The sequence below is a fragment of the Alteromonas sp. 009811495 genome (assembly GCF_028865455.1).
In the GTDB taxonomy this organism is placed as follows: Bacteria; Pseudomonadota; Gammaproteobacteria; order Enterobacterales; family Alteromonadaceae; genus Alteromonas.
Genome location: NZ_CP113972.1, coordinates 3,548,912 through 3,564,892 on the forward strand (window position 1 = coordinate 3,548,912; position 15,981 = coordinate 3,564,892).

Here is a 15,981-nt window from a genome sequence, read left to right on the forward strand (position 1 = left end):
AATTGATATTCTATACCCTCGTATCCTCACTTATACCTAAATAAAAATTAAAAGCAGTTACATTTTTATTAAACATTCATTCAACGTTTTCTTGATCAGCACTCTTTCATTCAAAGATGCCGCCCTTCATAGGCATTAGCGCTTTTTGATTCGGATACAAATTACAACAAGGAGAAAGCAGTATGCTTAAGCGTATTATTTTGGTATCTAGCATTGTTATTGCAGGAGTATACCTATCGATAAACTACAATTTTTCTTCAAACGACACGGAAGATGCCCTAGCACAACTAGAAGACAATGAACACACGCCAGTGCTTCCCAACGAGGTACAAAAAGTAAGACAAGACAAAGTACTTTCAACAGGCATTGATACTTTTAAACCGAAAACGAAATCCAAAGAGTCACCCGACTCAATCTCAAATGCCGTCAAAGACACAATAGTTTGGCAAGAATCGGATAAAGGCCAACAGGTCTTAACACAAGCCGGCCTCATTCCCGCTGATGTGACCGATGAAGCATATATCGAGCTTGATCGCGAAGAGTTACTTAGTGTGGAAGTGGGTGAATATCTTGATTTATACATCCCCCAATTTGGTGGTAGCTACACTGGTGAAGTTGATCATATCCAGACGCACCCCAACGGCGATCGAACAGTAGAAGCCCACATACCCGGAGCAGGTACGCTTTTCGCGGCAGTTATCACGGTTGGGGAAAACGCCACTTACGGAAACCTCGCTACTCCACGTGATGTATTCATTTTAGAAGGCAACGATCAATACGCTTGGATCGCACCTAAATCGGCAATGATGAAAAACCACATTGAGCGAGAGCCTACTCAACAGCAACACGCCACGCCAGATAACAGCAATACTGACGATGTGTTTGATTTGCATGACACCGAATCCCCTGTAGGAAACTAGAACGACAAGAAGGAAATAAAAATGAAACACACATTTAAGTGTTTAACGGCATTGGCAGTTTCGTTGCTATGCTCGACAGCCTCTGCGGCAACCATTGATGTGATGGTACTTTATACACAACCGGCCGCCAGTAGTGTGTCGAGTATTGATACTAAGATTAATCAATATATCTCCCATGCTAATAGGGTTTATCGCAACAATGCCGTTGACCTTGAACTTCGCCTTGTTGGTGCACAATCTTCTGCGGCAACGTCAAGCGACTTACAACCTACGGACAGTGCATTAAACCTACTGACTGATAGCTCCGGCGTTCAGAACGCTAGAACATCAGTAAGCGCAGATATGGTTGTGCTACTCGGAAAACGAGAAAATATCTATGAAAACGGCCAGCTTGTGGGCTATGTCTGTGGTATTGGCTGGGTAGGTCAAGGTAATAACGGTACACTTTACTCTAGTTCTAAAAGCCGGATGTATAGCATTAGTGCTGTAGATTGTGGGCTTTCTACTTTTGTTCATGAACTGGGTCACAATATGGGTTTAGGCCACTCAGTCCGTCAGGGCTCAGTTGGTGGGGTTTACAATGATGGTATTGGCCACGGTGTAGATAACAACTTCTCAACTATTATGGCCTATCCACAAGCATTTGGAAGTGCGACTCAATTAGACTATTTCTCAGATCCATACTGGTCTGGATGTAATGGCCAAGCCTGTGGAGTCGTCAACGAATCAAACGCATACCGCGCGGTTAATGCCGTCATCGACCAAATTGCTAATTACTATTAATTAAGTGACCTTCAGGGGATATAAATAATAATAAGAAATGTAACAGCGTTAAGAGAACTTAACGCTGTTATTCCTTTTCTTACTTGCCAGTTAAAAAGGCGCTAATGTGTCTTTCTGATTAGTTGGAATAGTCCATCGCGTAGCCGCGCTACTCGTTCTTGTATTTAAAACGCCGCGTGGAATTTGCATGCGATCACCGTATAACCAAAGCACCATGTTACTGCGACTACCGCTGGTTATTGGCTGTGCCGCGTGTGCAACACTTCCTCGATGCAACATCGCAACGCCGGGTTGAAAAACCGTACGCGTAACTTTTGATGTTGACGAGTTAAAGAAATCAACTTCAGACCCCGTAAAACTCTCGCCTTCAAGGTTCATATTTATGTTCATTGTGGCGGCCGATGCATCAGTATGCGGGCGCAATGAAGTATCCATTCCTTCTTGGTACTGAATAGAAAAACCAAACGTCTGCGTATCAAACCCCATTATTTCAGGAAACAACAAACGAGATATCGGGCGCATGTACCTATCCATAACTAACTGGTAAAACTGTTGAAAAGCCGGGGCCGCCAAATACCCTTCTGAGCGCTTGTCCAACATGCCACCGTTGCGATTCAGCGCAATACCATAGGGTGGTCTAAGCGGAATGCCAGCTTTGGCCACTTCATCTAAATACGAACGAAGTTGCGCAAGTTTATCTACATCGAAAAATTGTGCTTGATATACACCTGGCAGCACTTCTTCCCACAAGTTCGCAACCTCAACCTCGCGCTCTGGATGTTGCCATGCTTGACTTACAGCATCGCGCAGCGGCTTGGCAATCAGTGATTCATTAATATGCTTTCCAAAAGCGGCATGCTCAATGTCCCATTCAGACCAAGCAGCTTCTAGCAACTCGCGGTTACTATCCCAGAATTGCTGCACACTTGGTGCGCGTTTTAGCATTTCGTCTCTAGAAGGAAGAGCAAGCGCTCGTGCGCTAGTGAGTGCGCCTAAACCCGAAGATGACAAAGATTGTGGTGAATGCATAACAATTTCTCCTAAACATGTTGAGGCTATGCGAAACGCAGTGCCAACATTTCAATAGGACAATGTTATTACACATCAAATAGTATAAAAATAGACGCATTTTATAATCAGAATATAGATTATATTGATAATGCTATATTCTTAACCGACAAACCGCGCTCGGCTTGCTTCAACCTTTTCAATTAACCACTTGGTAAATACCTGAAACCTAGCTTGCGAGTGCGTCTCTTTATGCGTTGCTAACCAAAAGGTGCGTTTAATATGGATGTCATTATCTAATAGTCTTACAAGCCCTTCGTTTGCTTCAGCAATAAAAGTAGGCAGGATCCCAACGCCAGCACCATTTATCAGCATTTGATATTGCGCATTAATACTTGTACTGCTTAACGCGCTAAGCTGCGCTAATGCAGTTTCTTCAATAAATTTTAGCTGAGGCGCATAAACAAGGTCTGGAACATAACTCACTAAATTGAACTGGCTGAGCTCTTGTAGTGTTTTAGGCTTAGACGTTTCAACAAGCGACTGATGCGTATACAAGTAAAGGCTATAGTCGGTAAGCTTTTGCGTAACGAGTAGCCCCTTGCTTGGCTTTTCTAGCAAAATAGCCATGTCTGCTTCGCGTTTATTCAGGTTCAAAAAGCCGCTGGTCGCCACTAATTCAATACAAATACCGGGGTATAGTCGTTTAAATTCAGGTAATAGTGGTGCCAAAAACCAGCTACCGAAGCCTTCTGATACGCTTACGCGAATGGTGCCGGCTAAATGAGAACGTTCATCGCTAAGCTCGTTTTGAGCCTCTAAAAAATAATGCTCGGCTTTTTCGATATAACGAACGAGTTCACTGCCTTGGGTCGTGAGTACATAACCTTTTTTTGTTAGTTCAAATAATTTGCAATTTAGCGAGTCTTCCAGCTTTTTTACACGACGTATTAATGTTGTCGGGTCCACACCTAAACCTTTAGCAGCAATAGCTACACGACCATTTCTTGCCAACCCAAGAAACAGTCTCATGTCATCCCAATTCATAATTTGACCTGCACTTTTACAGCACCTAGCTGCAAGTATATGTATTGCTATTGCAAACACAAGGTTTCAATATTGTTAATAGATAATTGAAGCGCTTAGTCAGGAGCCATGTCATGAGAAAAATTGTTCACTTTATTGCTGGTAAAGATTTTGAGGATAGCAGCGAGCGCACATCGCCGGTGTATGCCCCTAATACCGGCGAGGTTCAAGCTGAAGTAAGTTTGGCAAACAAAGCAACGCTAGAATATGCAATTGAAACGGCAAAAGCAGCGCAAGCTGAATGGGCCGCTACCAACCCTCAGCGACGCGCTCGTGTTATGTTCAAATTTAAGGAGTTGGTAGAAGCTAACCGCGATCGACTTGCCGCACTACTTTCAAGCGAACACGGTAAAGTACTTGTTGATGCGCAAGGTGATATTCAGCGTGGCCTTGAAGTTATCGAGTTCGCGTGCGGTATTCCTCATGCTCAAAAAGGAGAATATACCGAAGGTGCAGGCCCTGGTATTGACGTTTACTCAATGCGTCAAGCGTTAGGCGTTGTTGCGGGTATTACGCCGTTTAACTTTCCAGCCATGATCCCTATGTGGATGTTTGGTGTGGCTATAGCGTGCGGCAATGCTTTTATCCTCAAACCTTCTGAGCGCGATCCATCGGTTCCGGTGGAACTTGCAAAGTTAATGATTGAAGCTGGTTTACCTGCAGGCGTGCTTAACGTTGTTCATGGCGACAAAGAAGCGGTGGACGGTATTTTAGATCATCAAACCGTTAAGGCCGTCAGTTTCGTTGGCTCATCAGATATTGCTAATTACGTCTACGAACGTGGTGCACGCGCAGGTAAGCGAGTGCAAGCAATGGGTGGAGCAAAAAACCACGGTATTGTTATGCCAGACGCTGATCTAGATCAGGTAGTCACCGACCTTGTAGGCGCAGCCTATGGTTCTGCCGGTGAACGCTGCATGGCTTTACCTGTTGTAGTACCTGTCGGTGACGAGACCGCAGAAAAACTTAAAGCCAAACTTATTCCAGCCATTAAAGAGATTATGGTAAGTAACAGTGAAGATCCTAACGCGCACTACGGCCCTGTTGTTACTGCAGCGCACAAAGCGCGCGTAGAAGGCTATATCGATTTAGCCATCGAAGAAGGCGCAGAGCTAGTATACGACGGCAGAAACAGTCAAATACCAGCGGATAGCAATGGGTATTTCATTGGCCCAACATTCTTTGACCATGTCACCAAAGACATGCGTTCTTACCAAGAGGAAATCTTTGGCCCGGTACTCCAGATGGTGCGCGCTAAAGACTTCAACGAAGCAGTAAACCTAGCAAGCGATCATCAATACGGTAACGGTGTTGCTATGTATACGCGAAATGGCCATGCCGCACGTGAGTTTGCCCAGCGCGTTAATGTAGGCATGGTTGGTATTAACGTACCTATCCCTGTGCCTGTGGCCTACCACACGTTTGGCGGATGGAAGCGTTCTGCATTTGGCGATACAAACCAACACGGCATGGAAGGCGTGAAGTTCTGGACAAAAGTGAAGACCATTACCCAGCGCTGGCCTGATGGCTCAGACTCTAACGATAACGCTTTTGTTATTCCAACCATGGGCTAAATCAGCGAGGACATGACAATGACACCAGTAGCATTTATTGGCCTAGGTAATATGGGCTCAGGCATGGCGGATAACCTTGTCAAAAATGGCTTTAATGTAGTTGCTTTTGACTTAAGTGAAGCGGCACTGACTAAAGCGAAAGACGCTGGCTGCGCTATTGCGCAAAGTACACAAGAAGCCGTAAGTAATGCCGATATCGTGGTAACTATGTTGCCAGCGGGCAAACATGTAATGGACATATACACATCGCAGATCCTTGATAATGTTGGTGGAAACACGCTACTTATCGACTGCTCGACCATTGATGTTGAAACCGCTAATAAGGTCTCTGAGCTGGCTGCAAGCAAAGGGCTTCAAATGCTTGATGCTCCGGTGTCTGGTGGCATTGCAGCCGCAGCTGGTGGCACACTCACCTTTATGGTTGGTGGAGACAAAGAAGCGTTTGAAAAAGCACAAGGCGTGCTTGGCGCCATGGGTAAGAAAATTGTGCACGCTGGCGGACACGGCGCTGGACAGGCAGCTAAAATTTGCAACAACATGCTGCTTGGCGCAACTATGATAGCCACGTGTGAAAGCTTTCAGCTTGCCAACAAGCTTGGCTTAGACGCCCAAGTCTTCTTCGATATTGCCTCTAATGCATCAGGCCAAACTTGGTCTATGACAAGCTACTGCCCAGTGAAAGGCGTAGGCCCGCAGAGCCCAGCCGACAATGACTTTGCTGGCGGCTTTGCATCAGCATTAATGCTTAAAGACTTAGGGCTTGCTATGCAGGGCGCTAAGGGTGTGAATGCTCAGGTGCCTATGGGAGAGCTTGCAGCAAAATGGTTTGAAATGCACTGCGAAGAAGGCAATGCGAGCATGGACTTCTCATCTATCATCAATCGCCTCGCGTAGTCCCAACTTACACGCTCTTAAAAACAAAAAGCCAACAATGTTGGCTTTTTTGTGTGTGCAGTAATTTAGCGTAATGATGACAGCACGCTAATCGTGGCCACCGCAGCAGGACGAAGAATGCTCTGCCCAATTCTTTAATTTTGTGGTTTTACCAATGCCCGGGTTAAAGCTGTTTGTCGGGTCAAGTTCACGATAAAAGTTTTTAAGCGCATCTTTTGCAAAGTACTCATGCCCCACATTGTGCTCAGCTGGGTACTCGGCGCTTCGCGCGTCGAACGTTTCAAGAATTTTACCTTTAAGCACTTTCGCGTCGGCACCCTTTTTCAACACATAGTTCTGGTGCATCACGTGGCAAAACAAGTGGCCGTAGTACAACTTAGTATCTATTTGATCGTCTATTTCTTTAGGCAGTACTTCAAACCAGTCGGGATCATTTCGTCGAAGTGCCACATCAATGGTCATCATAGCGCCGACCTCTTTGCTGTGCATAACGTGATAGCGGCCTATTGCGCCACCCGCCACAAAGCGATGTAAAATGGCTTTATCTGCCTCTTCTTCAGTACATTCGAAGTAGCTACCCTCGTTAGTTTTGAAGAATTCATCAAGGTACGCTCTAGCTTCATCAACTCCCTCATTACTCATCTCTAAAATCCAGTGATGCTGATATTTATCGCGGTACAACTCCATGCGTTTCGGCAGATGGTTGGGGAAAAGGTAGCTCATGTATTGCATTACACGATCTGACATTTTGTTCGGTAAAAACCCCAACTTGTCGGTAAATGCATCGAACTTGCGTTTAAACGCAAAAAGCTTGGGAATGAATTTTGCGCCTAGCTTACTAATAACGATAAACATGTCTTTGCCGTACTTTTTAGATACGTCATAACAGTCGCGGTGCAAATACTCACCCGAATCAGGCAGGTTTTTAAACGTAGAGAGAATATCGCGGCGTACTTTTGTAAATACGGCTGCGTCATTGGACCCTACATAGAATACCTGTTTCTTTTCAGGAATAGGAAAGGTGTCTAATCGAACTGCAAATACTGCAAGTTTGCCTGCACACCCTGATGCCTCATGTAATCTGCGGCCATCATTGTTGAAACGTGACGGCGTATCTGAATCGACATCGCGCACGCGCTCATCGTATTCATTGTCAGACGCCCTCGCATCGGGATGTTTAACATCACTTGCTTGATAGCGTTGTTGCTCAAGGTTAGCCAGTATCTCTTCTGGTTCACTTCCAAGCTCAATGCCTAAGTTGTTAACCAACGAAAGTTCACCGTTTGCATTTATTTGAGCAAATAAAGAAAGCTCGGTATAAGCAGGTCCACGTTTAACTAATGCGCCACCTGAATTATTACAAATACCACCAACAATAGACGCGCCAATGCAGGATGAACCAATGACCGAATGAGGCTCACGGCCATAAGGCGCTAATGTCTCTTCAAGGCCAAATAATGTGCTTCCCGCTAAACCAACTATCTGCTTGCCATCGTCAACAAGTTGAATAGCATCAATTCGCATTGTGCTAATAATAACAAGCGGGCGATCGTAGTCTTTACCATCAGGAGTTGAACCGCCAGTAAGACCAGTGTTCGCGGCTTGCATGATTACCGCCACATCGGCTTCAACACACAGCTTTAGCACGCGCCAAATTTCAACAAGTGAACCAGGACGCACGACAGCGAGGGCCTCACCCGCGCCAAAGCGAAAACCTTTACAATAAGGCTGTTTTTTCGCTTGGTCAGTTAACAAATAGGCTTGCCCTACTACATCGCGCATTGATGCAATCAAAGACTGAGTGTCAACATTTACGGTCATGGTTCTCTCTGTGGTAATAGTGGAAAATGACATTGGTGACGAACTATACACTAATCACATTTTTAACAAAGAGGGCGAGTGCATTTTAAGCTGACAATTTACTTATATTTAATGCTGCTTTTAGGCCCCCTAATTGCCCGTTTCTGACTGTTACATTTTGTTACGCTTTGACACATCAAGTAAGACCACACACCTATTGTAAAGATAGGGTTATGCTCGTAAGGTTGAGTGATAGGAAAAGGAGCTTTCATGTCACACCAAGCGTTTGTACTAACAAGAAATAACCATGTTGAAAGCACTCAAAATAAAGGGGTTCACGAGCGTTTTCTGTCAATTTTACCTTCTTGTGGTTTTACCATTACAACGGGTGCAATTCATCCACCTAGAAGCGTATTAGCTAACACTCATACTTTTTTTATAGACGCGGACTACTGTAATCCTCAAGCTATGCTCAATCTTCCGGTTGTCAGTGACTATCCACATCTCAATAAGGTTATTTTTAATGCTCCCGAAAGTAACGTTGAATTTCACTTCAACGCACTTCAAAAAGGGATCAACGGGATTTTTCACGCCGAAGATAACTTGGAATTGATTGTTCGAGGCGTTCAACAGGTTCAGGCTGGAAATAAGTGGTTTAGCAGAGAAATTATGAGCCGCTATATAGATGCTAATTTGGCCACCAAAACCAAGGCGACTTCGACTATTCAAGCAACCGCGTCTGTGCTAACGAAAAGAGAGATGGCTATTACCCGCAAAATTGCAGAAGGCGCCCAAAATCAAGAAATTGCTGATAGCTTTCACATTAGTGTGAATACGGTAAAAACACATGTATACAGCATCTTTCGCAAAACCGATTGCAGAAATCGTGTTGAATTGATCAAATGGTTTGACAGTCAGTTCGACCAAGTACAGTCAGTAAACTATTAAATAGAGGCAAAAGCGCCATATCCTCTTACAGGTAAGTGGCGCTTTACAGTGGAAAGCGCTTAAGCCTTAGCGCGCCAAACTCCTTTTTCCATTCCTTGTATAACTAATTCAGCTACCGCTTTTTCAATGCTTTGCTTAACACATTCAAACATTGGCTCGTTGGTTGTGTAGCCGGTTTCTGCCTCAAGTAAACGCTTCAATGAAACATAGCGGAATAAGCCCGCTCTGACTTCTTGGCTTAGTACTTTTTTCGACGTAGACACAGACACGAGTACCTGCCCGGTTCTTACATCCACCGCACGCATATAAATAGAAATAAGATCTTCACGAAATAGCTCGCTTGCACCAATGCCAAAATACTCTACACCAGCACCGCCTGTTCGAATATTCGTATCATAGCTGATGATTCCCCCTTCAATAATAATGCGCGCCGTCGTCAAAGGTGGTAAGTCGGCATTATTGTTTTCATCTGCTCGAATAATCTTTCTTTCAGTAAGGATGTTTTGTAACCCTTCCCGTTCAACAGGAAGAAACCACGCTGTTTCACTTAATGTCTGCACTAATATAGAGGTTGCGCCTTGGGTAACTGCTGTGGAAAACGAGCTTGCACCAGAGCTCGGCTTATACTGACCTGTTTGATCGCGAAATGCATATACCGACACCGGTATTTGCCCCATAGGTTGCGGTAAACTTTTTACTTCAGAAAGCGTGTCACTTTCTTTAATAATGGCTGCTTCTGTGGTGTCAGGTGGCAATGTATTGGTAATTGATTGACACCCTGATAACAAAATAGTTAATACAATAAATACGGTACTTCTCATGTGCGTCCCTACCCAAACCGTGGAATTTCTACAACTGTGACTTCACCCGTCAATAAGTTGGTGATATTGACAATAATGCTATCAGGGTTACTAGTTATTAGCTCAACCTGAAAGTCGCCACTTACAAATAAACTATCTTGGTCAAAAATACTTTGAATGGGATTACCGTTTTCATCGAGCTCTTGCTCTCCAAACGCAAGATCAGTGATTTCTCTGACAATACGATTGATGTAAGCACGCTCTAGCGACTCTTGAAGTCTTTCATCGTATGAACGTTCATTAAAAGGCGCCGAATGCGCATTTTGAGAGTTCGCTTTGCTTAACAGAAAAGATCCATTAAGCGGATTTCCACCAAAAGAAGGGTTTATAGGTTCATAGACCAATTCAGTTGCAGATGTTGTAAGCGATAAGACGATACCGCCGACTAAAACCCATGCTGTCTTCGTTATTTTTTTCATTAGAATTCATCCGCTGCTAGATCTGGACTTCGACTGTCCACATTTGCATTTGCTACTGCATCGAGCACTAACATGATTGCTTGTTGCACTTTCTCATCCAATGGCACTTGCCTTCTTCCCATATAGGTTTGATACACCACTTTGTTATCATAAATAACAGAAAGTAGCGTGCCTGCCTGAGGTACAATAATTTCTTTTACAATAAGATTTTTGCCTGAGCTATCTGGTACTTCTCGCCAGTACTGGCTTATTTTGGAGGCAAACTCATGGCCCTGACGACTAATGCTGTTATCAAGGAGTAATCCACCGAGTCTTATTTCTTCGGCGTGAGAGATAGTTAAAAAAGCGCACGCCACCACAACGTACGCAAAACAAAAAGAGAGAAGTTTCATAACTGTGTTAAAGGCCGAGAGAACTCGGCCTGCTTCTTGTTACATCTGAACAACAGTTGCAACGTTGTAGTCACCCACTTGAGTTACGCTGATAGTACCACCACTACCGGTCATGCTGCCCGTAACCAAGTTGTCGTTACCCATTTGCGTTACCTCAAAGGTATTAGCATCTCCACTAATAGCAAACTGGCCACCGGCATCATTCGTCACCCAGTTACCCACACCTTCTTGCATAACACTAATCGTGTTATCACTGCCGTTAACGAGTAAATCAAGTAAGTTCAGTTCACCACTTTGTTCTACTGTAATGGCGTTGTAGTTTGTCGGTACTGCACTCGCTAACTCTACAGATGCGGTATTTTCAATGCCGTCTTGCGCCATTTCAATAATGTTGCCATCAGCATAATAGTTAGTTTCACCGATACCGGCTTGCGCTAAGGCTAAGTTAGCTTCACCACTTTGCTCAATTTCTACAGTATTAAAGAAGCCGTTAAAATTGACCGTGCTTATTTCGTTGCCGCTGCCTACTTGTGTTAAATCAAATTCGTTGAATAAACCAATAACACCCGCATAAGCTGTGTTTTCACTACCCGCTTGATTAATCTCGAAGGTATTTAGAATACCGTCAATCGTTTCAACCGTTGCCAGGTTCACATCACCAATTTGGTCGATATTGACTTCGTTGCTAGAACCTTCAAAAACACCTGTGGCAATTTCATTGCCATCGCCATCTTGTTCAAATTCAATCGTATTACCATCACCTACAACACTCCACTCAATTGCATTTCGATCACCATCTTGATCAATCACAATTTCGTTTTCAGAGCCCACTACTGCGGTCAGGTTAGATACGTTGTAATAGCCGTCTTGGACAACTTCAATCACGTTGGCATCGCCGCTAAGATCACGTACATAAGACTCGTGCCAATCGCCTTCTTGTTCAACAAAGAGCGTATTGTCATTACCAGACACAGTGTTATTTGCCCAATGGCCCCCGTCACCTTGCACAATCGACATGGTATTACCGCTACCAGTAATACTGTTAATTGAACGATTGAAGATAAAGCCGATTGGTCCACCATCACCCAGTTGTGTTAGCGACACCGCGTTATCATCACCCTCTATCGCAAATTCAGCTGTACTTTGGATACTGTCCTGCTCAGCTTCAACAAGGTTACCATTACCAGAAATGTTGGTTAGGAACGTATTACCCGTTTGCATTTGAGAGGCCATCACTTCATTGGCATCTCCTACAACTTCAACATCAATAACATTCAGGTCACCTTCTTGGCTAAGTACTGACTCGTTACCAATTTCATTACCTTCTGGCGCAGTTTGGGTTAGCGTGATGCTGTTGCCCTCTGCCGCAGCAAGAAAATCTGCCGCTGCGCTAAATTCTACATTTTTGCTGTCAGGTACTTCCTGCGCAGATGCCCATCCTGTTGCTGCAACAAGTAATAATGCACTGGCGATTTTTGTTCTTTTCATTTTGTCTCCCTATGGTAATCACATCATTGTTGATATTGTGTGATGTTGATCACCATCTCGTTCCCTATTTGATAAACAGTAAAGGCCTGCTCACCTAATTGATTAACATTGGCAACGTTGTCAAAACCGTCTTGAACAATTTCAAAGTAGTTGTTGTCGTTTTGCTGCAATAAATTCACTACATTTCCTTCACCAAGCTGTGTGATGATGGCTTCGTTGTTATTGCCGGCTTGTACTACATTTGAAAGGTTTGACGCGTTACCGCTTTGAATGATGTTAGTTATGTTATTTAACCCAAACTGACTGACAGAGATGAGGACCGTTTCATTGTCTACCGTGATCGCTTGGGTATTTAGACTCATTGAAAGAGAAGATTCCACCATGTCTGCATTTGTTGATAGGTCGGAAGACTCCGCTCGAACTGACAGAGGAAGCATAGCGCCAAGTAGAAGCCCAAACATCGCGAGTCTTTTTACTTGCAAAGAAAACGGTGCTTGGCACTCTAGGTCTGCGAACTTCTTATCCATGTGAACAATGACTTCCTGAGAAACAACAAATGTGACCCTTCTATATCACTCTGTAATTGTTTCAGAATCCATCACCTTTAAGTTGTATTTATGACGAACTTAATACTACTTGACTACGAAAAATCAGCAGCTTAACGACTTTTTGTCGCACCTTAGTGCTAGTTTTGCACAGAAAGTAATCACGTAATTTGGTTTGGTAAGACCACACAGTGAGAACAAAACGCTCTAGAGCGTGTTGACCTTTGCCGTACGTTTTTGCAGCAAAGTGTTTAGCATTTAGACAAGGAAGTGCACACGTCGTGTAGCCATCTACATAAGTGTGCGCAGACGCAGTATAAATGCTAAACAATTGCTGCCTGAAAGGTTCATCCAAGCGAGCCTCATGCGGCTTTACTCGTCGCTAATTTGGAATAACCAAACCACGCAACTCGTTCATTGCCTGATACTCGCTTGGAATGAACAAAAAGTGTACTGCAAAGGTCAACACGCTCTAGTAAATTAGTACTAATTTCTCTAGCAAATACACTTTTTCCTCATCGAATAGTTGTATTTTGAGTTTAATTACTGGCGATGGCTAAAATTTCGGTTATAAGTTTTAACCGTTAGTTATATCAGACCGAATGAGAGGATTTCGTAATTGTACGCATTGTCCTAATTATGGAATCTAAAAATGAAAACAAAGCCTTTTAAAACGGGTCTTTCAGCATTATCTGTAGCTTTACTTCCACTTTTTGCTGCAGGCCATGCGCATGCTTCAAAAGCCGAAATATTTGATGACAGCGTTATTGTTGTTTACAAAGAAAATGTCAGCAAAACCGACAAGATGCGCGCGCGTTCATCAGTAGGTGCACGTATTAGCGACGCAAATCGCGACGAAATTGATGATCGCTTTTCAAACCTGCTAAATGGCCGAATTGCAAAATTACAGCTACGCGGTAAATCGGTAAAAGAAGCTATTGAGATCCTGAGCAAAAACCCTGCTGTCAAAATTGCAGAGCCAAACTATTTATACCGAAAAGCACTTATTCCGAACGATCCCTCTTTGGGCGATCTCTGGGGATTGAATAACACTGGACAAGCTGGCGGTACGAACGATGTAGATATTGATGCGCCAGAAGCATGGGATATCACAACCGGTGATCGCGACGTTGTTATCGGTGTTATCGATACGGGCGTTGACTACAACCACGAAGACCTTGCTGACAATGCATGGGTTAACCCTGGTGAAATAGCAGGTAACGGTGTTGATGATGATGGTAACGGCTACATTGACGATGTGTATGGGATAGATGCGTTCAACGTCGACACCGATCCGATGGATGATGACTCTCATGGTACCCATGTAGCGGGAACCATCGGTGCTGTTGGCGATAACGGCATTGGCGTCGTGGGCGTTAACCATCAAGTGTCTATTGCTGCATGTAAATTCTTAGGCCCTGACGGTGGCTCTACTGCTGGCGCAATTGAGTGTATCGACTACTTCACGGACCTAAAGGTTAACCGCGGAATCAATATTAAAGCGACCAATAATAGTTGGGGTGGTGGTGGCTACAGTGAAGCCTTAGAAACCGCTATTGAAGAAGCGGGTCAAGCGGGCATTCTATTCGTTGCTGCTGCAGGTAACTCTGGCTCTAACAACGACAATGTTGATAATTACCCTTCAAACTACCAGACCTCAACAAACAGTGTTCTGGCAGTGGCGAGTATTAACCGTAACGACGGCGATAGCGGTTATTCGTATGGCGTTGAAACCGTTGATTTGGCTGCGCCCGGCACAGCTATCTTATCGACCGTCCCAGGTAACGGATATGCTGCTTATTCAGGCACATCAATGGCAACACCCCACGTGGCAGGCGCAGCTGCACTCGTTTGGTCTCTCAACCCTGAGCTAACACCTTCAGAAATGAAAGAACTACTTATGCTGACTGGCGAAACCAGTTTGTGGGCAGATGGACGCACGGCATCAGGCAATCGCTTAAATGTACTTAATGCACTTGAAGAAGCTGACCCAACGCCTGGTTTCAAGTTAGGTATTACACCAGGCTCAGCTGAAATTGTTGCCGGTGAAACCGCCACGTTTGATATTGAGGTGGGTGCGATTGCAGGCTACGACCAAGCCGTTACTCTATCGCTATCAGAACCAAGCGCTATTGCAACGCTAAGTGCTACCAGCGCAATGCCTGGTGACACAGTTACACTTACGGTTACTACAACAGAAGATACAGCGTGGGGACAGTACAGCTTTACCATTAACGGGGTGAGTGGCGACATCGAAAAATCGAAAACAGCCAACCTTTACGTTTACCCGGTAGGACTGAACGACTTCCCTTACAGCTATTCAGGCGAGGCAGTCCCAACATTGCCTAACGAAGATGATCCAGATGATGTGGGTATAGATCTTGTTATTAATGTACCAGACGATATCACTGTATTTGGCATGCAAGCTTCAGTAGATATCACGCACACCTACAGCGGCGACTTAGTGTTGTCACTTACATCGCCTCAAGGCACAACGACAGTTCTTCGCCAGAATCAAGGTGGCGGCACTGATGACATTGTTGAAAGTTACAATACCGACGCATTCAATGGTGAAGTTGCGACGGGAGATTGGACACTCAATGTATTAGACACCTTCAACGGTGACAACGGAACCGTAAACACGTGGAGCATTGTGGTAACGGGTATTGGTGAAGTTGGTCCAACACCTCCAAATTCAGCATTCACATTCGACGCTTCGGGACTGTCTGTAGACTTTACCAACGACAGTAGTGATGTAAATGACGATATTGTGAGTTACAGCTGGGACTTTGGCGATGGAGCAATGTCATCAGATGAAAACCCCACTCACGTTTATGCAGCGACTGGGGCCTATGACGTAACACTCACTGTCACAGATGCCGAGGGTCAAACAGGTGTTTCTACTCAAACTGTCTCGGTTTCCAATAGCAATATCGTGACCGAGATCGATCGCGCTATGCTATCTCGTTTTGGTTCGCTACGTGTTGACCTTTCGTATAGCGGCTCTACCGCTGACACCGTTATGATTTATCGCAATGGTGAATTACTGGAAGAGGTAAGCAACACAGGTCGCTATCGCGATAGAAGCCGTGGCGTTAATCCTGGTAGCTTCACCTATATGGTGTGTGACTATACATCAGCGTGCTCTGCGCCTGTAACGGTTAATCTTTAATCGTGTGAGTGCTGTGAATTTACACAGCGCAAGTTGAAGTAAATACTGGCCCATGGAAGGGCCGGTCTTTTTTGACTATAACTTCGTCATCT

General features: G+C 44.5%; 14 protein-coding genes. 6 read left to right on the plus strand and 8 right to left on the minus strand.

All coding sequences use genetic code 11. The features are described from left to right. The first annotated feature begins 182 nt into the window (after positions 1-182). On the plus strand, positions 183-920 hold the full coding sequence (locus OZ660_RS16020) for a hypothetical protein (protein ID WP_274741611.1): 738 nt from the start codon (positions 183-185) through the stop codon (positions 918-920). A 21-nt stretch (positions 921-941) separates the two neighbouring features. Further along, the gene (locus OZ660_RS16025) at positions 942-1,703 is read left to right on the plus strand and encodes a reprolysin-like metallopeptidase (protein WP_274741612.1); all 762 of its coding nucleotides are present in this window, start codon (positions 942-944) and stop codon (positions 1,701-1,703) included. A gap of 90 nt (positions 1,704-1,793) precedes the next feature. Here the strand turns inward: OZ660_RS16025 and OZ660_RS16030 are convergent, their stop codons facing one another. Both OZ660_RS16030 and OZ660_RS16035 read right to left on the minus strand, forming a co-directional pair. Further along, on the minus strand, positions 1,794-2,732 hold the full coding sequence (locus OZ660_RS16030; protein ID WP_274741613.1) for a 2OG-Fe(II) oxygenase: 939 nt from the start codon (positions 2,730-2,732) through the stop codon (positions 1,794-1,796). A 141-nt stretch (positions 2,733-2,873) separates the two neighbouring features. Further along, positions 2,874-3,758: a LysR family transcriptional regulator gene (locus OZ660_RS16035; protein ID WP_274741614.1), complete on the minus strand. Its 885-nt coding sequence runs from the start codon at positions 3,756-3,758 to the stop codon at positions 2,874-2,876. A 113-nt stretch (positions 3,759-3,871) separates the two neighbouring features. Here OZ660_RS16035 and OZ660_RS16040 point away from each other — a divergent pair, with 113 nt between their 5' ends. Beyond that, complete coding sequence (locus tag OZ660_RS16040; protein WP_274741615.1) at positions 3,872-5,371, plus strand: CoA-acylating methylmalonate-semialdehyde dehydrogenase; 1,500 nt, start codon at positions 3,872-3,874, stop codon at positions 5,369-5,371. 18 nt (positions 5,372-5,389) lie between these two features. Continuing rightward, entirely contained in the window at positions 5,390-6,265 is an 876-nt protein-coding gene (gene mmsB, locus OZ660_RS16045) for a 3-hydroxyisobutyrate dehydrogenase (RefSeq protein WP_274741616.1), read from the plus strand. 87 nt (positions 6,266-6,352) lie between these two features. Here the strand turns inward: mmsB and dld are convergent, their stop codons facing one another. Continuing rightward, on the minus strand, positions 6,353-8,086 hold the full coding sequence (gene dld, locus OZ660_RS16050; RefSeq protein WP_274741617.1) for a D-lactate dehydrogenase: 1,734 nt from the start codon (positions 8,084-8,086) through the stop codon (positions 6,353-6,355). A gap of 249 nt (positions 8,087-8,335) precedes the next feature. Between dld and OZ660_RS16055 the strand changes: the two genes are divergently transcribed. Further along, positions 8,336-9,013 carry a helix-turn-helix transcriptional regulator gene (locus OZ660_RS16055; protein WP_202262456.1) on the plus strand — a complete coding sequence of 226 codons (678 nt, stop codon included), beginning with the start codon at positions 8,336-8,338 and terminating at the stop codon, positions 9,011-9,013. 59 nt (positions 9,014-9,072) lie between these two features. On the opposite strand, the gene OZ660_RS16060 is transcribed toward OZ660_RS16055, so the two are convergent. From OZ660_RS16060 to OZ660_RS16080, 5 genes are read right to left on the minus strand one after another with little or no spacing between them, the layout of a single operon-like run. Continuing rightward, positions 9,073-9,834 carry a CsgG/HfaB family protein gene (locus tag OZ660_RS16060; protein ID WP_159626404.1) on the minus strand — a complete coding sequence of 254 codons (762 nt, stop codon included), beginning with the start codon at positions 9,832-9,834 and terminating at the stop codon, positions 9,073-9,075. Between the two features lie 8 nt (positions 9,835-9,842). Beyond that, complete coding sequence (locus OZ660_RS16065; RefSeq protein WP_274741618.1) at positions 9,843-10,292, minus strand: curli assembly protein CsgF; 450 nt, start codon at positions 10,290-10,292, stop codon at positions 9,843-9,845. Beyond that, entirely contained in the window at positions 10,292-10,684 is a 393-nt protein-coding gene (locus OZ660_RS16070; protein ID WP_201283921.1) for a CsgE family curli-type amyloid fiber assembly protein, read from the minus strand. The genes OZ660_RS16065 and OZ660_RS16070 overlap by 1 nt, the downstream gene beginning before the upstream one ends. A gap of 39 nt (positions 10,685-10,723) precedes the next feature. After that, complete coding sequence (locus OZ660_RS16075; RefSeq protein ID WP_274741619.1) at positions 10,724-12,172, minus strand: curlin; 1,449 nt, start codon at positions 12,170-12,172, stop codon at positions 10,724-10,726. A 23-nt stretch (positions 12,173-12,195) separates the two neighbouring features. Beyond that, positions 12,196-12,699 (minus strand): curlin subunit CsgB, encoded by a 504-nt coding sequence (locus tag OZ660_RS16080; RefSeq protein WP_274741620.1) that lies wholly within the window; start codon positions 12,697-12,699, stop codon positions 12,196-12,198. A 670-nt stretch (positions 12,700-13,369) separates the two neighbouring features. Between OZ660_RS16080 and OZ660_RS16085 the strand changes: the two genes are divergently transcribed. After that, entirely contained in the window at positions 13,370-15,889 is a 2,520-nt protein-coding gene (locus OZ660_RS16085) for a S8 family serine peptidase (RefSeq protein WP_274741621.1), read from the plus strand. The last annotated feature ends 92 nt before the right edge of the window (positions 15,890-15,981 follow it).

Coding starts and splice junctions, on each gene's coding strand:
- OZ660_RS16020 (WP_274741611.1), top strand. CDS start 183: ATGCTTAAGCGTATTATTTTGGTATCTAGCATTGTTATTGCAGGAGTA.
- OZ660_RS16025 (WP_274741612.1), top strand. CDS start 942: ATGAAACACACATTTAAGTGTTTAACGGCATTGGCAGTTTCGTTGCTA.
- OZ660_RS16030 (WP_274741613.1), bottom strand. CDS start 2,732: ATGCATTCACCACAATCTTTGTCATCTTCGGGTTTAGGCGCACTCACT.
- OZ660_RS16035 (WP_274741614.1), bottom strand. CDS start 3,758: ATGAATTGGGATGACATGAGACTGTTTCTTGGGTTGGCAAGAAATGGT.
- OZ660_RS16040 (WP_274741615.1), top strand. CDS start 3,872: ATGAGAAAAATTGTTCACTTTATTGCTGGTAAAGATTTTGAGGATAGC.
- mmsB (WP_274741616.1), top strand. CDS start 5,390: ATGACACCAGTAGCATTTATTGGCCTAGGTAATATGGGCTCAGGCATG.
- dld (WP_274741617.1), bottom strand. CDS start 8,086: ATGACCGTAAATGTTGACACTCAGTCTTTGATTGCATCAATGCGCGAT.
- OZ660_RS16055 (WP_202262456.1), top strand. CDS start 8,336: ATGTCACACCAAGCGTTTGTACTAACAAGAAATAACCATGTTGAAAGC.
- OZ660_RS16060 (WP_159626404.1), bottom strand. CDS start 9,834: ATGAGAAGTACCGTATTTATTGTATTAACTATTTTGTTATCAGGGTGT.
- OZ660_RS16065 (WP_274741618.1), bottom strand. CDS start 10,292: ATGAAAAAAATAACGAAGACAGCATGGGTTTTAGTCGGCGGTATCGTC.
- OZ660_RS16070 (WP_201283921.1), bottom strand. CDS start 10,684: ATGAAACTTCTCTCTTTTTGTTTTGCGTACGTTGTGGTGGCGTGCGCT.
- OZ660_RS16075 (WP_274741619.1), bottom strand. CDS start 12,172: ATGAAAAGAACAAAAATCGCCAGTGCATTATTACTTGTTGCAGCAACA.
- OZ660_RS16080 (WP_274741620.1), bottom strand. CDS start 12,699: ATGGATAAGAAGTTCGCAGACCTAGAGTGCCAAGCACCGTTTTCTTTG.
- OZ660_RS16085 (WP_274741621.1), top strand. CDS start 13,370: ATGAAAACAAAGCCTTTTAAAACGGGTCTTTCAGCATTATCTGTAGCT.